17 protein-coding genes are annotated in these 14,942 nt (G+C 68.6%); 2 read left to right on the forward strand and 15 right to left on the reverse strand.

Going from position 1 to position 14,942, the window contains the following annotated elements; all coding sequences use genetic code 11:
- The first annotated feature begins 8 nt into the window (after positions 1-8).
- Together M4578_RS01925 and M4578_RS01930 are read left to right on the forward strand one after the other, a co-directional pair.
- Entirely contained in the window at positions 9-1,340 is a 1,332-nt protein-coding gene (locus M4578_RS01925; protein WP_258091743.1) for a pyruvate dehydrogenase complex dihydrolipoamide acetyltransferase, read from the forward strand.
- Positions 1,341-1,641: 301 nt separating this feature from the next.
- Entirely contained in the window at positions 1,642-2,838 is a 1,197-nt protein-coding gene (locus M4578_RS01930) for an MFS transporter (protein WP_258091744.1), read from the forward strand.
- 75 nt (positions 2,839-2,913) lie between these two features.
- Here the strand turns inward: M4578_RS01930 and cysE are convergent, their stop codons facing one another.
- The 15 genes from cysE to M4578_RS02005 all read right to left on the reverse strand — a co-directional run bounded on the left by cysE (position 2,914) and on the right by M4578_RS02005 (position 14,921).
- Positions 2,914-3,732 (reverse strand): serine O-acetyltransferase, encoded by an 819-nt coding sequence (gene cysE, locus M4578_RS01935; RefSeq protein ID WP_258091745.1) that lies wholly within the window; start codon positions 3,730-3,732, stop codon positions 2,914-2,916.
- A gap of 106 nt (positions 3,733-3,838) precedes the next feature.
- Positions 3,839-4,174: a DUF7742 family protein gene (locus M4578_RS01940; RefSeq protein WP_258091746.1), complete on the reverse strand. Its 336-nt coding sequence runs from the start codon at positions 4,172-4,174 to the stop codon at positions 3,839-3,841.
- Positions 4,171-8,073, reverse strand: coding sequence for a baseplate multidomain protein megatron (locus M4578_RS01945; protein WP_258091747.1), 3,903 nt, complete (start codon positions 8,071-8,073; stop codon positions 4,171-4,173). Before M4578_RS01945 ends, M4578_RS01940 begins: the two co-directional genes overlap by 4 nt.
- Complete coding sequence (locus M4578_RS01950; protein ID WP_258091748.1) at positions 8,073-8,513, reverse strand: C40 family peptidase; 441 nt, start codon at positions 8,511-8,513, stop codon at positions 8,073-8,075. Before M4578_RS01950 ends, M4578_RS01945 begins: the two co-directional genes overlap by 1 nt.
- Positions 8,510-9,391 carry a DUF2163 domain-containing protein gene (locus tag M4578_RS01955; RefSeq protein ID WP_258091749.1) on the reverse strand — a complete coding sequence of 294 codons (882 nt, stop codon included), beginning with the start codon at positions 9,389-9,391 and terminating at the stop codon, positions 8,510-8,512. The genes M4578_RS01950 and M4578_RS01955 overlap by 4 nt, the downstream gene beginning before the upstream one ends.
- Positions 9,391-10,023: a DUF2460 domain-containing protein gene (locus M4578_RS01960; protein WP_258091750.1), complete on the reverse strand. Its 633-nt coding sequence runs from the start codon at positions 10,021-10,023 to the stop codon at positions 9,391-9,393. The genes M4578_RS01955 and M4578_RS01960 overlap by 1 nt, the downstream gene beginning before the upstream one ends.
- Positions 10,024-10,033: 10 nt before the next feature.
- Positions 10,034-10,699, reverse strand: a complete 666-nt coding sequence (locus M4578_RS01965) for a phage tail tape measure protein (protein ID WP_258091751.1) — start codon at positions 10,697-10,699, stop codon at positions 10,034-10,036.
- On the reverse strand, positions 10,696-10,899 hold the full coding sequence (locus tag M4578_RS01970) for a rcc01693 family protein (protein WP_258091752.1): 204 nt from the start codon (positions 10,897-10,899) through the stop codon (positions 10,696-10,698). Before M4578_RS01970 ends, M4578_RS01965 begins: the two co-directional genes overlap by 4 nt.
- Complete coding sequence (locus M4578_RS01975) at positions 10,896-11,219, reverse strand: gene transfer agent family protein (protein ID WP_258091753.1); 324 nt, start codon at positions 11,217-11,219, stop codon at positions 10,896-10,898. The genes M4578_RS01970 and M4578_RS01975 overlap by 4 nt, the downstream gene beginning before the upstream one ends.
- Before the next feature lies 1 nt (position 11,220).
- Positions 11,221-11,643: a phage major tail protein, TP901-1 family gene (locus tag M4578_RS01980; RefSeq protein WP_258091754.1), complete on the reverse strand. Its 423-nt coding sequence runs from the start codon at positions 11,641-11,643 to the stop codon at positions 11,221-11,223.
- Positions 11,644-11,667: 24 nt separating this feature from the next.
- Entirely contained in the window at positions 11,668-12,075 is a 408-nt protein-coding gene (locus M4578_RS01985; RefSeq protein WP_258091755.1) for a DUF3168 domain-containing protein, read from the reverse strand.
- Complete coding sequence (locus M4578_RS01990; RefSeq protein ID WP_258091756.1) at positions 12,072-12,410, reverse strand: head-tail adaptor protein; 339 nt, start codon at positions 12,408-12,410, stop codon at positions 12,072-12,074. The genes M4578_RS01985 and M4578_RS01990 overlap by 4 nt, the downstream gene beginning before the upstream one ends.
- Positions 12,407-13,000: a head-tail connector protein gene (locus M4578_RS01995; protein WP_258091757.1), complete on the reverse strand. Its 594-nt coding sequence runs from the start codon at positions 12,998-13,000 to the stop codon at positions 12,407-12,409. The genes M4578_RS01990 and M4578_RS01995 overlap by 4 nt, the downstream gene beginning before the upstream one ends.
- A 163-nt stretch (positions 13,001-13,163) precedes the next feature.
- Complete coding sequence (locus M4578_RS02000; RefSeq protein ID WP_258091758.1) at positions 13,164-14,348, reverse strand: phage major capsid protein; 1,185 nt, start codon at positions 14,346-14,348, stop codon at positions 13,164-13,166.
- Positions 14,349-14,378: 30 nt separating this feature from the next.
- Positions 14,379-14,921 (reverse strand): HK97 family phage prohead protease, encoded by a 543-nt coding sequence (locus M4578_RS02005; protein ID WP_258091759.1) that lies wholly within the window; start codon positions 14,919-14,921, stop codon positions 14,379-14,381.
- Positions 14,922-14,942: the final 21 nt, after the last annotated feature.

The raw sequence follows: 14,942 nt of genomic DNA on the forward strand, positions 1-14,942 counted from the left end.
CGCAGACGATGCCCACAGAAATCCTGATGCCCGCCCTGTCGCCGACCATGGAGGAAGGCACACTGGCCAAATGGCTGGTAAAAGAGGGCGACACCGTTGCCTCGGGCGACATTCTCGCCGAGATCGAAACCGACAAGGCGACGATGGAATTCGAGGCGGTGGACGAAGGCACCATCGGCAAGATCCTCATCGCCGAGGGCAGCGAGGGCGTGAAGGTGAACACCCCCATCGCCGTGCTGCTGGAAGAGGGTGAGTCGGCCTCCGACATCGCCGCGACGCCCGCTAAGGCTGCGGAGGCGCCGAAACCGGCTGCCGAGTCTTCCGGGCCGACCGCCGAGGCGGCCCCCGCAGGGGGCTCCGAGACGACCGCCGCCCCTGCCCCGGCGGCGCCCGCCGCAGCCGACGGCTCCCGCGTCTTCGCCACGCCGCTGGCGCGCCGCATCGCCGCCGACAAGGGGCTGGATCTGGCACAGATCAAGGGCTCGGGCCCGCATGGCCGCATCGTCAAGGCGGATGTGGAAAATGCCACCGCCGCCCCCGCCGAGAAGGCCGCGCCCGCGGCCGCCGAGGCCCCCGCAGCGGCAGCCGCCCCTGCCGCGATGCCCACCGGCCCCGCCGCCGCCCAGGTCATGAAAATGTACGAGGGCCGCGCCTACGAAGAGGTCAAGCTCGACGGCATGCGCAAGACGGTCGCCGCGCGGCTCACCGAGGCCAAGCAGACCATCCCGCATTTCTACCTGCGCCGCGACATCAAGCTCGACGCGCTGCTGAAGTTCCGCAGCCAGCTGAACAAGCAGCTCGAAGCCCGGGGCGTGAAGCTTTCTGTCAACGATTTCATCATCAAGGCCTGTGCGCTCGCGCTGCAATCGGTGCCCGACGCCAATGCGGTCTGGGCCGGCGACCGGATCCTCAAACTCACGCCCTCCGACGTCGCCGTCGCCGTGGCGATCGAGGGCGGGCTCTTCACTCCGGTGCTGAAGGATGCCGAGATGAAATCGCTCTCCGCGCTTTCCGCCGAGATGAAGGATCTGGCGACCCGCGCCCGCAACAAGAAGCTTGCGCCGCATGAATATGTCGGCGGCAGCTTCGCAATCTCCAACCTCGGCATGTACGGGATCGACAATTTCGACGCCGTCATCAACCCGCCGCATGGCGCCATCCTCGCCGTGGGCGCGGGCGTCAAGAAGCCGGTCGTGGGCGCCGATGGCGAGCTGACCCTGGCCACGGTCATGTCGGTGACGCTGAGCGTCGATCACCGGGTCATTGACGGCGCGCTGGGGGCCGAACTCCTGCAGGCCATCGTCGAGAACCTGGAGAACCCGATGGTGATGCTCGCCTGACATGTCTGGCAGGCCACGCATCGTCCCAAACGCCCGCCGCCCACCGGCGGGCGTTTCCTTTTCTCCCAATGGGTTACACGTCCCCCCGAGACCTCTGTTGCCTTTAGGCGATGGCAGCCCATCCAAGCGCGGTGTCCGCAGCGCCGTCCCGCGCCTGAAAGATATGCGCACCACTCATGTCTTTCATGCAGAACCCGCGCTTGCCGCCCCGCCCAAAATCCCGTTAGCGTAGGTCATGCTGCATTGCGGCAAGCACGAATCGTTCTGTGCCGCGCCCCACCCCGACATCCGGAGCAGATCCATGGTCTATACCGAGCGCCAGGCCCGCCTGACGATCCTGTCCCTCGCGCTGGGGGCCTTCGGCATCGGTGTGACCGAATTCGCCGCCATGGGCCTCCTGCCCTATTACGCGGTCGATCTCGGCGTGAGCGAGCCGCAGGCGGGCCACGCGGTCAGCGCCTATGCCATCGGCGTGGTCGTGGGCGCGCCGGTGCTCGCGGTGCTGGGCAGCTTCCTGCCGCGCAAGCTGCTGCTGGTGCTGCTCATGGCGTTCTTCATGCTCGCCAACCTGCTCACCGCCTGCTCCACCGGGCTCGACACGCTGGTGATCGCGCGTGTGCTGGCCGGGCTGCCGCATGGCGCCTTTCTCGGCATCGGCATGCTCTTTGCCGCCGAGATGTCGCCCGAGGGCCGCAAGGCGGCGGGCGTGGCGCAGGTGCTCATGGGGCTGACGGTGGCCAATGTGATCGGCGTGCCCTTGGCGGGCGCCGTGGGTCAGGCCTTTGGCTGGCGCTGGTGCTTTGTCATCGTGGCGGTGATCGCGGCGGGCTCGGCGGCGATGATCGCCCGCGTCGCGCCGCAGCCGCAGGACGGCCCGGCCCCCAGCCTGCTGCGCGAGCTTTCGGCGCTCACCAACCGTGCCGTCTGGCTGACGCTGCTGGTCGGCGCGATCGGCTTCGGCGCGGTCTTTGCGGTCTATTCCTATTTCTCCGCCGCGATGATCGCGGTGGGCGGTGCGCCGGAATGGGCGATCCCGCTGGCGCTCTCGGGCTTCGGCATCGGCGCCACGGCGGGCAATTACTACGCCGGGCGGCTGGCGGGCTGGTCGCATCTGGGCGGCGCGCTGGTGCTGCTGCTGGGCATGGCCGCCGCCTCGCTGCTTTATGCGGCGGTGATGGGCAACTGGATCGCCATGGCGCTGGTGGTGGCGGTGCTGGGCCTGACCGCCGGTCTGGTGATCCCGCTGCAGATGCGGCTCATGGATGTGGCGGGCGAAGGCCAGACGCTGGCCGCCGCGCTGAACCACGCGGCCTTCAACGCCGCCAATGCGCTGGGGCCGTGGCTGGCGGGAATCGGGCTGGCTGCGGGCTATGGCTGGAGCGTGACCGGCCATGTGGCCGCGGCGCTTGCTCTGGGCGGCATCGCCGTTCTGGGCCTCGCCTGGCTCGACGCGCGGCCGGGACGGCGCGCATCCGCTGTTCCCGCTCAGGGCTGCTGAGCGCGCCGTTCGAAAACACCTGTCTGGAGAGGCGCAAAAAATCTTCGTCCGAAGATTTTTGCGCCCGTGACCCGCTCAGCCCGAACAGTTGCAGCCGGTGAGCTTCTGATCCATGTTGCGCGACGGCTGGTCGCAGCCGGCATCGCCGACGATCTTTGCCGGCACCCCCGCCACGGTCTTGCAGGGCGGCACCTCTTCCAGCACCACCGAGCCCGCCGCGACGCGCGAGCCGTTGCCGATACGGATATTGCCCAGCACCTTGGCGCCCGCGCCGATCAGCACGCCATCGCCGATCTTGGGGTGACGGTCCTCGTCCTCCTTGCCGGTGCCGCCCAGCGTCACCGAATGCAGGATCGAGACATTGTTGCCGACCACCGCCGTCTCGCCGATGACGATGGAATGGGCGTGGTCGATCATGATCCCCTGCCCGATCTTCGCCGCCGGGTGAATGTCGACACCGAACAGCTCCGAGGACCGCATCTGAAAGAAGAAGGCCAGATCCTTGCGCCCCTGCTGCCAGAGCCAATGCGCCACGCGCTGGCTCTGCACCGCCTGGAACCCCTTGAAGTAGAGCAGCGGCTGAAGGAAGCGATGGCAGGCCGGGTCACGCTCGAAGGTGGCGCGGATGTCGGCCCGCGCGGCGCGGGCCAGCCACGGGTCAGCGCCATAGGCCTCGTCGCAGATCTCGCGCAGGATCTGTTCCGACATCTCGCCATTGGCGAGCTTCATCGAGATGCGGAACGCCAGCGCCCCCTCGATGGTGGCGTGGTGCAGCACCGAGACATGCACCATGCCGCCCAGCAGCGGCTCGGCGGCGACCGCCTCTTCCGCCTCGCGGGTGATGCGGGCCCAGACAGGGTCCAGCTCGGCGATCCTTGCGCGGGTTTCGGCCATGTTTCCCTCCGTTCGATCCGACTCTTATAGCAGATAGGCGCGCGGGGCAGAAACGCAAAACCGTGATGGGAAAGATCGCGGACAGCGATGGCCGCGGCGCAGAAGATCAGCCTCTCGGCCCCTCACCGCCGCCGCGCGCGGTGTCGGGCAGCCGCCCGCGCCCCGCGCGCCAGACCCGCAGCGCCTCGAGCACGAGGATCAAGCATTCGGCATAGTCGGGATCGTCGAGCCGCCGTTCCGGCGCCAGCACATGCGCCAGCGCCGCCGCCATCAGCGTGCCGTTCCCCCAGTCCGGATGCGCCCGGCCCAGATGCCGCCGGTAGCGATCCGCCGCATCCGCCCGCGCCACCAGATCGCGCGCGAACCGCCAACGCTGCCCGCGCGGCACCGCCAGCAGCGCGCAGGCCGCGCAGATCAGATCGCCGTGCAGAACCGGCCTCATGCCGAGAGCGACACCCGTGCAAACGGTCCGGCCCCGTAACGCGCAGAAATCTGCGCCACCTCGATGGCGTAGACGCCGGAAATCCCGTCGAGCGCCGGATCGTAGCTCCAGGACGGTTGCGCCACCTGAGCGCTGCGCAGCAGGGTCTCGCCCTGCATCACCCGAAGCTGATAGGCTTCGCTCTCTTCGCCCAGCGGCACCTCCTCCAGCGTCCAGTCGTCGCCGTCGATGCGCGTGCGCCGGACCCAGCTCAGCGATACGATCCCGCCGCTTTCCGATGCCCGCAGATGCACCGGGCGATAAGGCCGCAACCCGTTGCCGTCGAAGGCATGCACCTCGTGGACATAGGCCGGATCGTCATAGGGCCGGCGGGCCGGGCCGATGCGGTAATGCCGCTGCTGCCGCCGCAGCGCCGCCGCCAGCGCGATCTGCTGCGGCGTCCCGTCCAGCGCCACCACCCAGGATCCCGCCGGCCAGGCGTCGGGCATGCCGCCATCGGTGCCGAACTGTCCGCGCAAGCGGTGCCCAAGCAACCAGACATTCTCACCCGCCATCTGCGCATCGCGAAACTGAAAGATTTCCCAGTTGCCGGGGGTGCCGTCGCCGATCGCCATGAGATTGCCCCCCGCCAGCAGCGCCTCGTCCGAGATCGACTGCAACGCGCCCGAGAAAAGCCGTAGCTGAACCAGCGGTCCGTGATCCAACCGGCCCTCCGGCGCGCGGTGCATCTCGGTCTCGGTCACCCCCACCACCGCGCGGGCCGCGACGATCTCGTTCAGCACGTAATCCCCGTCAAAGGCGGAATCGTAGATCGCGACCGAGCCCGGCCAGGGGTCGGCGGTCAGCGCCACATGCGGCGCATGCGCGACCTCTTCGCCGCTCATCAAGGGCAGGTCCATGAACAGCGGCAGCACCGGCACCGCCGGGGTGAAGGGGCGCAGGTTCGGCAACTGGTCGAGAAAATCCGAGGGCAGATAGACATCGGGCTCGATGCGCACCGCCTCCACAAGCTGATGTGTGCCCACCTCGACCCGGTCCACCCGCGCCAGCACCCGGCCCGCCTCGGCCGGCAACGAGATCACATCCCCCGCCGACACCGCAAGCCGCGAGGGCGGCAGCGCAAACCGCAGCGTTTCGCGCGCGATGCGCCCCTCGGCCAGCCAGCGCTCGACCGTCATCCGCGCCTCGCGGCGGGTCAGCGCCATGGACAGCTCGGTCTCGGCCACCGCATGGGTTTCCTCGTCCGGCAGCACGGTCTCCTCGGCGGCGATGGCATGATCGCCGTCGGCCTCGACAAAACGCAGCCGCACCCGGCCCGCCATCTCGGCCTCGCTGGCCCGGGTCCGGACCAGATCGCCCTCCAGATCCTCCGACACCGCCAGGGTCTCGGGCGCCAGCGCCACCGCGCCGCGCCCCCGCCGGGTGACAAAGCTCAGCGCCCCGTCGCGTTCGATCGCATCGAAGCCATGCGCCAGCATCAGCGGCTGCAACGACCGCCGGGCATCGCCAACCTGATCGACGACATAGCCCCGCACCCAGCCGTAAAGCCCGCTGACATCGTAATCGTGCAGCCCCACGCGGTCGCAGATCTCGGCAACCACCGACGCCAGCGTGCGCGAGGACACCCGTCCGTTCAGCCAATGCCCGCGCCGGTAGTTGTCGCCATCCGACCAGAGCCCCGACAGTCCCGGAAACCATGGGTAGGGCCGCGCATCCCAGGCCCAGACATAGGCGTGATCCATGTCCAGCATCGGCCCGCCATATTCCTCGGACACCGGGTTGTTGGCCGGATCGCCCCAATAGCCGTGCATCGCCCGCAGGTAATGGCGCTGAATCAGCTCGTCCCGCAGCCCGTTGGAATAATGGGGCAAACGGCTTTCCGAACTTTTCGCGTCGAGGAACTTGTTGGGCTGGTTCGTCCCCTTGTCGAGCGCCGCACAGCCAAGCTCGGTAAAGCGGATCGGCTTCGAGGCCGGCACCCATGCGGTGGGCTGGGTCTGGCGCAGGCCGCCTATGCGCTCGTGATGGGCGTTTTCCCACCAGCCGCGAATGTCCTTGTAGCGCCAGACCCAGGGCTCGCCATGGGCACCGTCGGTGATCGGCTCGCGGCGCTGCGCGGCGCGGGTCTCGGCGCTGGGGTAATACCAGTCATAGCCCTCGCCGCCGGCGACATTGACCATGAGATAGTCGAGGTTGTAAATCGCCCCCCAATGGGCATCCGCATGATCGTCGCCATCGCGCCAGTCGGACAGCGGCATGTAATTGTCGATCCCGATGAAGTCGATCTCATCATCCGCCCAAAGCGGATCGAGATGGAAATACACATCGCCCGAGCCATCGTCGGGATGATAGCCGAAATACTCCGACCAATCAGCGGCATAGCCGAGCTTCACCCCCGGCCCCAGCAGCGCCCGGCACTCTGCTGCCAGCGCCCGCAGCATCGCAACGGCGGGAAACCCCGCGTCCGAGCGGATCTGCGTCAGCGCGCGCATCTCCGAGCCGATGCAAAACGCCTCGACCCCGCCCGCCGCCGCGCAAAGCGCCGCCTGATGCAGAATGAACCGGCTGTAGGACCATTCCGCCGGCCCCGAATAGCCGACCGTCCCGTTCCCGACCGAGAAATCCGCCGCGGTCACCGCCCCGAAGAACGCCGCCACCTCGACCGCCGCCGCCGCGCTGCCATCGGCCGAGCCGTCGCGCCCGGGCGCCACATCCAGCGTGATCCGCCCGCGCCAGGGCAGCGTGGGCTGATCGGTCGCCCCGCTCCAGGGGTCTTCGATCCCGTTGCCCGCAAGCTGATCCATCAGGATGAACGGGTAATACATCACCGACAGCCCCTGATCGGTCATGCGCCGGATCGCCTGCACCACCGACTCGTCGCAAGGCGTGCCGCCATAGACCGGACGGTCGTCGATGCGCGGCACCAGCAGAGCGTCACCCCGTGCCAGCCCCGACACCTTCCATTTCATCTTTTTCCCGTCGAATTCGGCCTGCTCGATCTTGGGCCGGATCTCGCAATGCGCGCAGCGCAGATCGCTGCCGAACCAGCTCACCACCAGAGACACCGCGCCGCAGCCCGGCATCTCGGTGGTGAGCTGGTCGAGCGAGCTGTTGAAATCCGGCGCCTCGGTCGGCGAATTCACATTCACCACCGCCGAGGAGCCGCCGCCATAGGACATATGCACCGGCTCGGTCGCCAGCGCATATTCCCCGGTGCCGGGGATCATCGCCACGCCGCGAATGGCATGTGGCACATCCTCGGGATCGTCCTGCACCGGGCGCGTCACCTCGAAACTGAATTGCGGCACCCGGTTGCCGAAGCTCTCCAGCATCAGATCCTCGATCACCACATAGGCGGTGCCGCGATAGGCGGGCACCATCCCGGTACCTTCCACCGCCTCCATCTTGGGATCGGGCTGCTGGTCGAGGCTGCCCGGATAGACCCGCATGTTCAGGTCGCCCACCGGCAGCTCGGCACCATCCGCCCAGACCCGGGTCACGCCGGAAATCTCGCCCTCGCACAGCGCCAGAGCAAGGCTCACGGAATAGCTGTAGCTCTTCACCGTGGGCTGCGAGGGCGCACCCTTACCGCCGCCGCTGGCCTTTTTCTTCTTCACATGTTCGGTGAATTCGGTCGCCCAGATCACATGGCCGCCGATCCGCATGCGCCCGTAAACCTGGGCAATCGCGGCCCCCTCGCCCGCCCCGCTGAGCCGGAACCGCTCGACCCGCCCGGTCTCGATGGTCTCGGCCCCCTGCCCCATCAGCCGCTGGTCCAGCGCCCGGCCAAAGCTCGCGCCGATGAACCGGCCCACGGCGGTCATCGAGAGCCCCAGAACCGAGCCGCCCACCGCGCTGCCAACCGCGGCCCCGACCGCCGAGAAAAGGATCGTCGCCATTATGTCGTCTCCATTGGAAGGGCAAAACGCGCCGCCACACGGCGGCGCCAGGGCAGGCTCAGCGGGCTCTCGATCACCCCGTGCCCGGTATAGGCGTGCACAAAGCTCGCCCCCTCGCCGATCTCGGCCTGCACGCCCAGATGCTTCGCCACCGACCCCTCGCGCATCCGGAAGAGCAATACGTCGCCGGGCGCCTCGTCATCGCGCCCCTTGCGCCGCATGTAGCGCAGCCCGATGCGCAGCAGCGCCTCGTCGCCCTGCGGCTCGGACCAGTCCTTCGTATAGGCCGGCGCGCGCTCGGGCTCCGGGCCGATCAGCTCGCGCCAGACCCCCCGCAACAGCCCGAGACAATCGCAACCCGCACCGCGCACCGAAGCCTGATGCACATAGGGCGTGCCGATCCAGCCGCGCGCCGCGCTTACGATCTTCGCCCCGCTCATCGCCGGCTCCCGCCGCTCTGAGCCTTCGCCTGAGCCGGATGCACCATGATCCAATCCTCCTCGGGAATATCCGGGAAACCCCGAAAATTCAGAAGGTTGTTGAACTTCAGCCGGCAGGTCTCGAACCGCTTGTCACAGCCCGCGCTCAGCCGGATCAGATCGCCGGGTTGCACCGGCGCCCCCAGAGGTTCCCACAGCTCGACCGCGCGCTCGCCGTTCCAGACGCGGTCCCGCTTGACGGTGCCGCCAAGCCCCGCCGCCGCGCCGCTCAGAACCTCCAGCCGGCCGCGTTGAAACCAGCCTTCCTCAAACCCGTTCAGATCGCCGAGACGGAACGACCGGCTCTCCTCTGCCGCCAGCAGTGCCGTCTCGTGGACATAGCCGGGCTCGCTCAGATCGACACGACAGGTGCCATCCCCCAGAACCGCCGCGCACGGCGTCTGAAACACCCGCCCGACGGGCCGGTTCAGCGCCTCGGTCAGACCGCGCAACTCCGCGTGAAAGGCGCCATTGGCCCGGCGGATCTCGCCGATGGTGCCGCGGAACAGCATCCGCCGTTGTGCGACCTCCCGCCAGTTGACCAGCCAAGACACCACCTCGGCCCCGTCAAAGCGCCCGGCCTCGATGTCCGCATCCGACAGCGCATCGTCCCGCAACGCGCCCATCGCCTCGGTGTTGTCCACCGCCAGCCCCGTCGCCTGCTGCAACGCCATCGCCGACAACCCCGTGTCGGCGCGAAACACGAGCCCGTCGAAACTCAGATCCCGGTCGTGATCGGTAAACCCGTAGCGGGTGCCATCGCGCCGCGTCACCGCCCAGCACCGCGCCACGGTGGTCAGCCCGCCGGCCAGATGCGCGTGAAGCTCCGCCGCGCCCATCAGACCCGCACCTCGACCACGGGCACGTCGGGCACCTGCCCGGCCTGGAAATTCGCCACGCTGACAGCGATATGGCCGGTATCGAAGCGCACCGGGACGTCGAACTCATAGCCCGCCGAAACCTCGACCCCCGCCAGCGGCGCCTCGGCGAATGTCAGGATGCCGGTGGTGAGGTCGATGTCGAAATGCACGCCCTCGCGCATCTCCACATCCTGCACCGCGGCCAGCACGGATCCCGCCACGGGCTTGGAAACCGGCCGCTCATAGACAACCCCGCCCGAGCGATAGCTCTTCACCAGTTGAAAGGCCCGCGTCTCGCCATCGCCATGGGCAATCACCTGATCGTTCGGCGTTATCTTCCCGCTCGGCTTGCAGGATTTGTAATCCGCCCAGTCCTTCCAGCGGAACCCGTAAAGCTGTCCGTGCCGCGCCTCGAAAAATGCCAGCAGCTTTTCGATGTCGTCCAGTCCGCGCAGCCCCAGCCCCGCGTCATAGCGCCGGCGCGAATGCGCCCAGGGGCTGTTGCGCTCCTCGAAACCGCTGGTCAGCTCGACCACATCGGTCCGCCGCTCTGGCCCGCCCAGCGCGCCAAAGCTCAGATCCGCCGGAAATCTCACCTCGTGAAAGCTCATCGCCCGTCCCTCACCTGTTGCGTGCGCCCTGTCCCAGCGCGCGGCCCATCTGCGCCGCAATCTGGGACTGGCTGCGCCGGAAACTCTGCGCATCCGGCGTGCTGATGTTCATCACCACCGTGACCGGCTGTCCGCCGCCGCCCTGCGCGCGCACCCCCAGCTTGCCATCGGCGCCCCGGCTAAGCGGCATGATCGCCTCCGGCCCCGCCTCGCCCATGAGCCCGGTGCCGCCGCGCATGGGAAAGCTCACCGGGCCGGACACGACCCCGCCCGAGGCAAAGGGCATCACCCGTCCCTGGCTGAACGAGCCGCCTTTCTCGAACCAGGAAAACCCGCCGAAGAGCCCTGCGATATTCCCTGCCAGAAGCCCGCCCACATGCTGCGTCACCGGCTGCACGGCGGCCTTGTAGGCCGCGTCGATCATCGAGCGCGCCACCTGCTCCAGCGCCTCGCTCAGCCGGGCGCCATCCAGCACGACCGAGTCGATGGCCCGCCCCAACCCCTTGCTCAGCGCCCCTTCGAGCTTGGACACATTGCGGCCCGTGGCCGAAAAGGTCTGGTGAATGCGCTTCATCTCCGCATCGAACCCCGCCGCCATCGCGGTCGCCGAACCGAGGCTCTGTTCCAGCCCCGCAAGCTCGGCTTCCAGATCGTCCAGCGTCTCTATGTCGGTCATGGACCGTCTCCTTTCACCTCGTCGGGGAAGGCCGCGATCAGCTCGTCCAGCCGCGCCCGTCCCATCGGCCTCGCGCCGCGTTCCTCGCCCAGCATGAGCCGCAGCTCGGCGGGGGTGAGCGCCCAGAACTGCTCGGGCGTCAGCCGCAGCCCGCGCAGCCCCGCGCGCAGCAAGTGCTGCCAGGCAAAGCCCGCGCTCATCCGCTCTCCTCCGGCAGCATGAAGGCCCGCGCCAGCAGCTCCGCCGCCGCCTTCGCCGCAACCATCGGCCCGCCGGCGATCTCGGCGCGCAGCAGATCCTTCGCGCCGCCCTCCCAGCCGCCGCCGCGCAACCCCGCGACGATCAGCGCCAGCACGTCGCGCGTGCTGCACCGGCCCTCCTCGAAGCGCTGCACCAGCGCCACCAGAGACCCCTCGTCCAGCCCCGCCTCCAGCTCGGCCAGCGCCCCCAGCGTCAGCCGCATCACCCGGCATTCGCCATCGAGGGTCAGCGCCACCTCTCCCCGCCACGGATTGGCCATGTCAGGCCACCGGCACCGGCACGAAGGACAGCGCCCCCGCCGAAGTCAGCGCGACCTCATAGGTCGCCTCGCCATTATGCGACCCGGCATATTCGATGGAGGTGAGCTGGAACGCCCCCTCCACGGTGCCGAAATCGGGGATGATCACCTGAAAATCCGGGGTCTCGCCATCGAAGAAGATCTGCCGCGCGCGCTCGTCCGTGCCGCTGTCCTTGAACACGCCCGAGCCCGAGATACTGGCCGATTTCACCCCGGCCCCCGCCAGCAGCTCGCGCCAGCCGCCCTGGCTTTCCAGCGTCGTCACATCGACGCTTTCGGCATTGAAGCTCACCCGCGTGGCGCGCAGCCCCGCCATGGTCTGGAACTGGCCGTCGCCGGTCAGATCCACCTTGATCAAAAGATCCTTGCCGTTCTGGGCACCCATTGCCTTACTCCTTGATGAAAGGGATCAATCGTCTTCGACGCGGGCGCGGAAGGTCATGTCGATCCGCCGCAGCCCGCCGCTCTCGCGCTTTGCCCGCGCCTTCAGGAACCGCAGGCTCACCAGCCTCCCCCGGTCCAGCGTCAGCCCGGCGCCGTTCAGCGCATCGCAGGCCGCCGCCGCCACGGTCTTGGCGATCTGGAACCCCGCCGCATCGGTCACCACCGCCACGTTGAGATCGTGCCAGGCCCCGATGCCGGTCTGGTCCGAGGCGTCGCGGGCACTCTCCGCCCCCAGCATGACGTAGAGCCCGGGCAGCGTGCCCGCCGGCAGCGCGTCGTAGATGTCGCTGCCCACCAGCGCCGACAGCGCCCCGTCGCCCGAAAGCTGCTGATACACGGCGCTTTGCAGCGCCGCCGACATCGCATAGCTCATGCCGCCACCTCCTCGCGGGTCTCGCAGATCAGATACATCCCGTCCGGCGCGCGTTCGGTGACCGCGAGAATCCGGAAGATCCGCTCCCCGCAGCGAAACCGCTGCCCCGCCACCGGTCGGTTCGACGCGCCCTGCGGCGCCCCGCGCACGGTCACCCGGACCGCGTTCACCGCAACCGCCCCGGCCTCGCCCGTCACCTCGCGGCCCGTCCGGGGCCGCAGCTCGCCCCAGAGCGAGCCGAGCGCCGTCCAGGTCTCCGTCAGCCCGCCTGCCCCGTCGGGGGCCGGAACCGGCGCCTCGAGCACCAGAGCCCGGTTCAAAACCGGCGCGCTCATGCGCCGAACCCCATACGCACGGGGCGATACCGCGCGATCAGCGAGGTCACCCCGAAAGGCATGCAGCCCTGTCCCAGCGCCGTCTCGTCACGGTATTCGTAGTAATGCGCCGCCAGCAGCAGCACCGCCTGCGCCAGATCGGCGGGCAGATCGTCGAACGCCGCGCCGTAACCGGCGGTAAACCGGATCTCTGCCGCGCCGCCCTCGGGGATCGCCGGCAGCGCCGTGCCCTGCGGGCGCAGCCTCGGCGCTTGTCCGTCCGCCTCCAGCCGGTAGCTCGCCGGGTCGATGACCTCTGCCGCCCCGAACCGATCCACGACGGAAAGCTGGCTCACCGCGCTCACCGGCGCCACCGGAAACACCGCAGCTTCCGCGTCGCGCCAGCCGTGCAGCGTCCAGACAAAGCCCCTCGCAATCAGCGCCTTGCCCGTCCGCGCCTCGATGGCCGCCAGCGCCGCACGCAGGAACGAGCCCAGCACCGCGTCCTGCACATCGTCTTCGGCAAAGCCGCTGCCCAGCCGCAGGTGGCGCTTCAGCGCCTCGACCGGAAGGGCCGCGTCGGGCACCTGTGTTTCTTCGATCAACATCATCTGATTTTCTCCGCAATCCTCTCCCGACCTCCGCGACCGGGGCTCAAGGCGGGCGCGTGCCGCCCACGTTGCTCGGACGGAGGGGAGCAGCTGGACAACGCGAGTTCTTCCGGCACGCGCCCCATGAAGGCGGGCCAGGCCCGCCCTCATGTCCGCGTCAGTCTCAGGCGGTCGCGCAGCGCAGCAGCTTGATGGCGGCGAAATCGCTCACGTCGCCGCCCACGCGTTTGGTGGCATAGAACAGCACATGCGGCTTGGCGCTGAACGGATCGCGCAGCACCCGCAGGTCCGGGCGCTCGGCGATGGTGTAACCGGCGCTGAAATCGCCGAAGGCGATGGCAAAGGCATTGGCGACGATGTCCGGCATGTCCTCGGCGATCAGCACCGGATAGCCCATGAGCCGCGCGGGCTCCGCCGCCGCCAGCCCGTCCGACCACAGATGCCGCCCGTCCGCATCCTTGAGCTTGCGCAGCGCACCGGCGGTCTTCGAGTTCATCACGAAGCTGGCCTTGGCCCGGTACTCGGCCCCCAGCGCATAGACCAGGTCGATGATCGCATCGCCATCGCCGATGGCCCCGTCCACGCCAGAGGGCACATAGCCCAGATTGCCCCAGGTCCAGACCGCGTTGTCCACCGCGGCATGGTCGAGGAAACCGCGCGGCTTGTCGTCGCCGTCGCCGCTCACAAAGGCCGCTGCCTCGGCGCGCGAGAACTTGTCGGCGATCCGACCCGCCAGCCAGGTCTCGATGTCGAAGGCGCTATCGTCCAGCAGCCGCTGGCTCGCCTTCGGCAGCGCCGACAGCTCATGCAGCTTGATCGAGATCCGGTCGATGGTCGGCGTGCCGGTCTCGCTCGCATCCGCCGTCTCGTCGGCCCAGCCCGCACCGGTTTCGCCCCGGTCGATCAGCACATCGAAAGACGTGGCCTCCACCGTCACCACCGAAGCGATGGCACGGATCGACGCGGTGCTGTCGAGCACCGAACGAACGGTCTCCGAGGTCACCGGATCGACCAGATAGCCGCCGTCGCCCGCCACGGCGGTCGACATTGCCTTGCCCTCCAGCACGAGGCCGCGCAGCCCGTCGTCATCGCCGGTGCGCAGATAGGCGTCGAACGCCGTCTGATGCGGGGCATGGATCTCGGCCGTGGTGGCCAGCGCCGGGCGCCCGCGCGGGGTGGTCATCTTTGCGTCAAGCATGGTCAGTCGCTCTTCCTGTTTTTGAAGCTTCACCTGAAAATCGGCCTGCATGGCCCTGAAGTCCCCGACGAGTCCCGCAACAGCGGCGCTCACTCGGGCGACCGGAGACAGATCTTCCCCGGTCCGAGAACCAGTCTCGGAGTTGCTCATGATCTCGATCCCGTTCCTAAGAGGCGCGCGTCAGCCGCCCGCCAGATCCAGACGCGCGCCCTCCAGCGCCTGCGCCAATTCACGCAGCATGGCGTCGTCGGGGCTCTCGCCCTTGGCCGCCACCCGCGCACTGGGCAGCATCGGAAAGGTCACCAGCGACACTTCCCAAAGCTCCAGTTCCGTAAGAAGCCTGCGCCCCTTCTCGTCCTTGCGCGCCTTCAGCGTGCGATAGCCGATCGACAGACCGTCGATGGCCCCCGCCGCGATCAGCGCCGCCGCCTCGCGGCCCTTCTCGACCGTGTCCAGAAGGCGCCCCTTCACATAGAGCCCGCGCGCATCCTCACGCACCTCCTCCCAGATCCCGATGGGCTGGGCCGGGTCGTGCTGCCAGAGCATCTTGACCGCGCGCCCTTCGGCACCCAGCCGCCGCAGCGAGGCCGCATAGGCCCCCGGCGCCACCACGTCGCCGCCCTGATCGCAGGCCCCGAACAACGAGGCATAGCCCTCGATCTTCGTTCCTTCGACCAGCGTCACCTCCGCGTCGAAGCGGCAGAACTTGTGCTCCAGATCCATTCCCGTTCCTTTCCGAAATCC

This window comes from Salipiger pentaromativorans, assembly GCF_024721115.1.
In the GTDB taxonomy this organism is placed as follows: domain Bacteria; phylum Pseudomonadota; class Alphaproteobacteria; order Rhodobacterales; family Rhodobacteraceae; genus Salipiger; species Salipiger pentaromativorans.

Coding starts and splice junctions, on each gene's coding strand:
- M4578_RS01925 (WP_258091743.1), top strand. CDS start 9: ATGCCCACAGAAATCCTGATGCCCGCCCTGTCGCCGACCATGGAGGAA.
- M4578_RS01930 (WP_258091744.1), top strand. CDS start 1,642: ATGGTCTATACCGAGCGCCAGGCCCGCCTGACGATCCTGTCCCTCGCG.
- cysE (WP_258091745.1), bottom strand. CDS start 3,732: ATGGCCGAAACCCGCGCAAGGATCGCCGAGCTGGACCCTGTCTGGGCC.
- M4578_RS01940 (WP_258091746.1), bottom strand. CDS start 4,174: ATGAGGCCGGTTCTGCACGGCGATCTGATCTGCGCGGCCTGCGCGCTG.
- M4578_RS01945 (WP_258091747.1), bottom strand. CDS start 8,073: ATGGCGACGATCCTTTTCTCGGCGGTCGGGGCCGCGGTTGGCAGCGCG.
- M4578_RS01950 (WP_258091748.1), bottom strand. CDS start 8,513: ATGAGCGGGGCGAAGATCGTAAGCGCGGCGCGCGGCTGGATCGGCACG.
- M4578_RS01955 (WP_258091749.1), bottom strand. CDS start 9,391: ATGGGCGCGGCGGAGCTTCACGCGCATCTGGCCGGCGGGCTGACCACC.
- M4578_RS01960 (WP_258091750.1), bottom strand. CDS start 10,023: ATGAGCTTTCACGAGGTGAGATTTCCGGCGGATCTGAGCTTTGGCGCG.
- M4578_RS01965 (WP_258091751.1), bottom strand. CDS start 10,699: ATGACCGACATAGAGACGCTGGACGATCTGGAAGCCGAGCTTGCGGGG.
- M4578_RS01970 (WP_258091752.1), bottom strand. CDS start 10,899: ATGAGCGCGGGCTTTGCCTGGCAGCACTTGCTGCGCGCGGGGCTGCGC.
- M4578_RS01975 (WP_258091753.1), bottom strand. CDS start 11,219: ATGGCCAATCCGTGGCGGGGAGAGGTGGCGCTGACCCTCGATGGCGAA.
- M4578_RS01980 (WP_258091754.1), bottom strand. CDS start 11,643: ATGGGTGCCCAGAACGGCAAGGATCTTTTGATCAAGGTGGATCTGACC.
- M4578_RS01985 (WP_258091755.1), bottom strand. CDS start 12,075: ATGAGCTATGCGATGTCGGCGGCGCTGCAAAGCGCCGTGTATCAGCAG.
- M4578_RS01990 (WP_258091756.1), bottom strand. CDS start 12,410: ATGAGCGCGCCGGTTTTGAACCGGGCTCTGGTGCTCGAGGCGCCGGTT.
- M4578_RS01995 (WP_258091757.1), bottom strand. CDS start 13,000: ATGATGTTGATCGAAGAAACACAGGTGCCCGACGCGGCCCTTCCGGTC.
- M4578_RS02000 (WP_258091758.1), bottom strand. CDS start 14,348: ATGAGCAACTCCGAGACTGGTTCTCGGACCGGGGAAGATCTGTCTCCG.
- M4578_RS02005 (WP_258091759.1), bottom strand. CDS start 14,921: ATGGATCTGGAGCACAAGTTCTGCCGCTTCGACGCGGAGGTGACGCTG.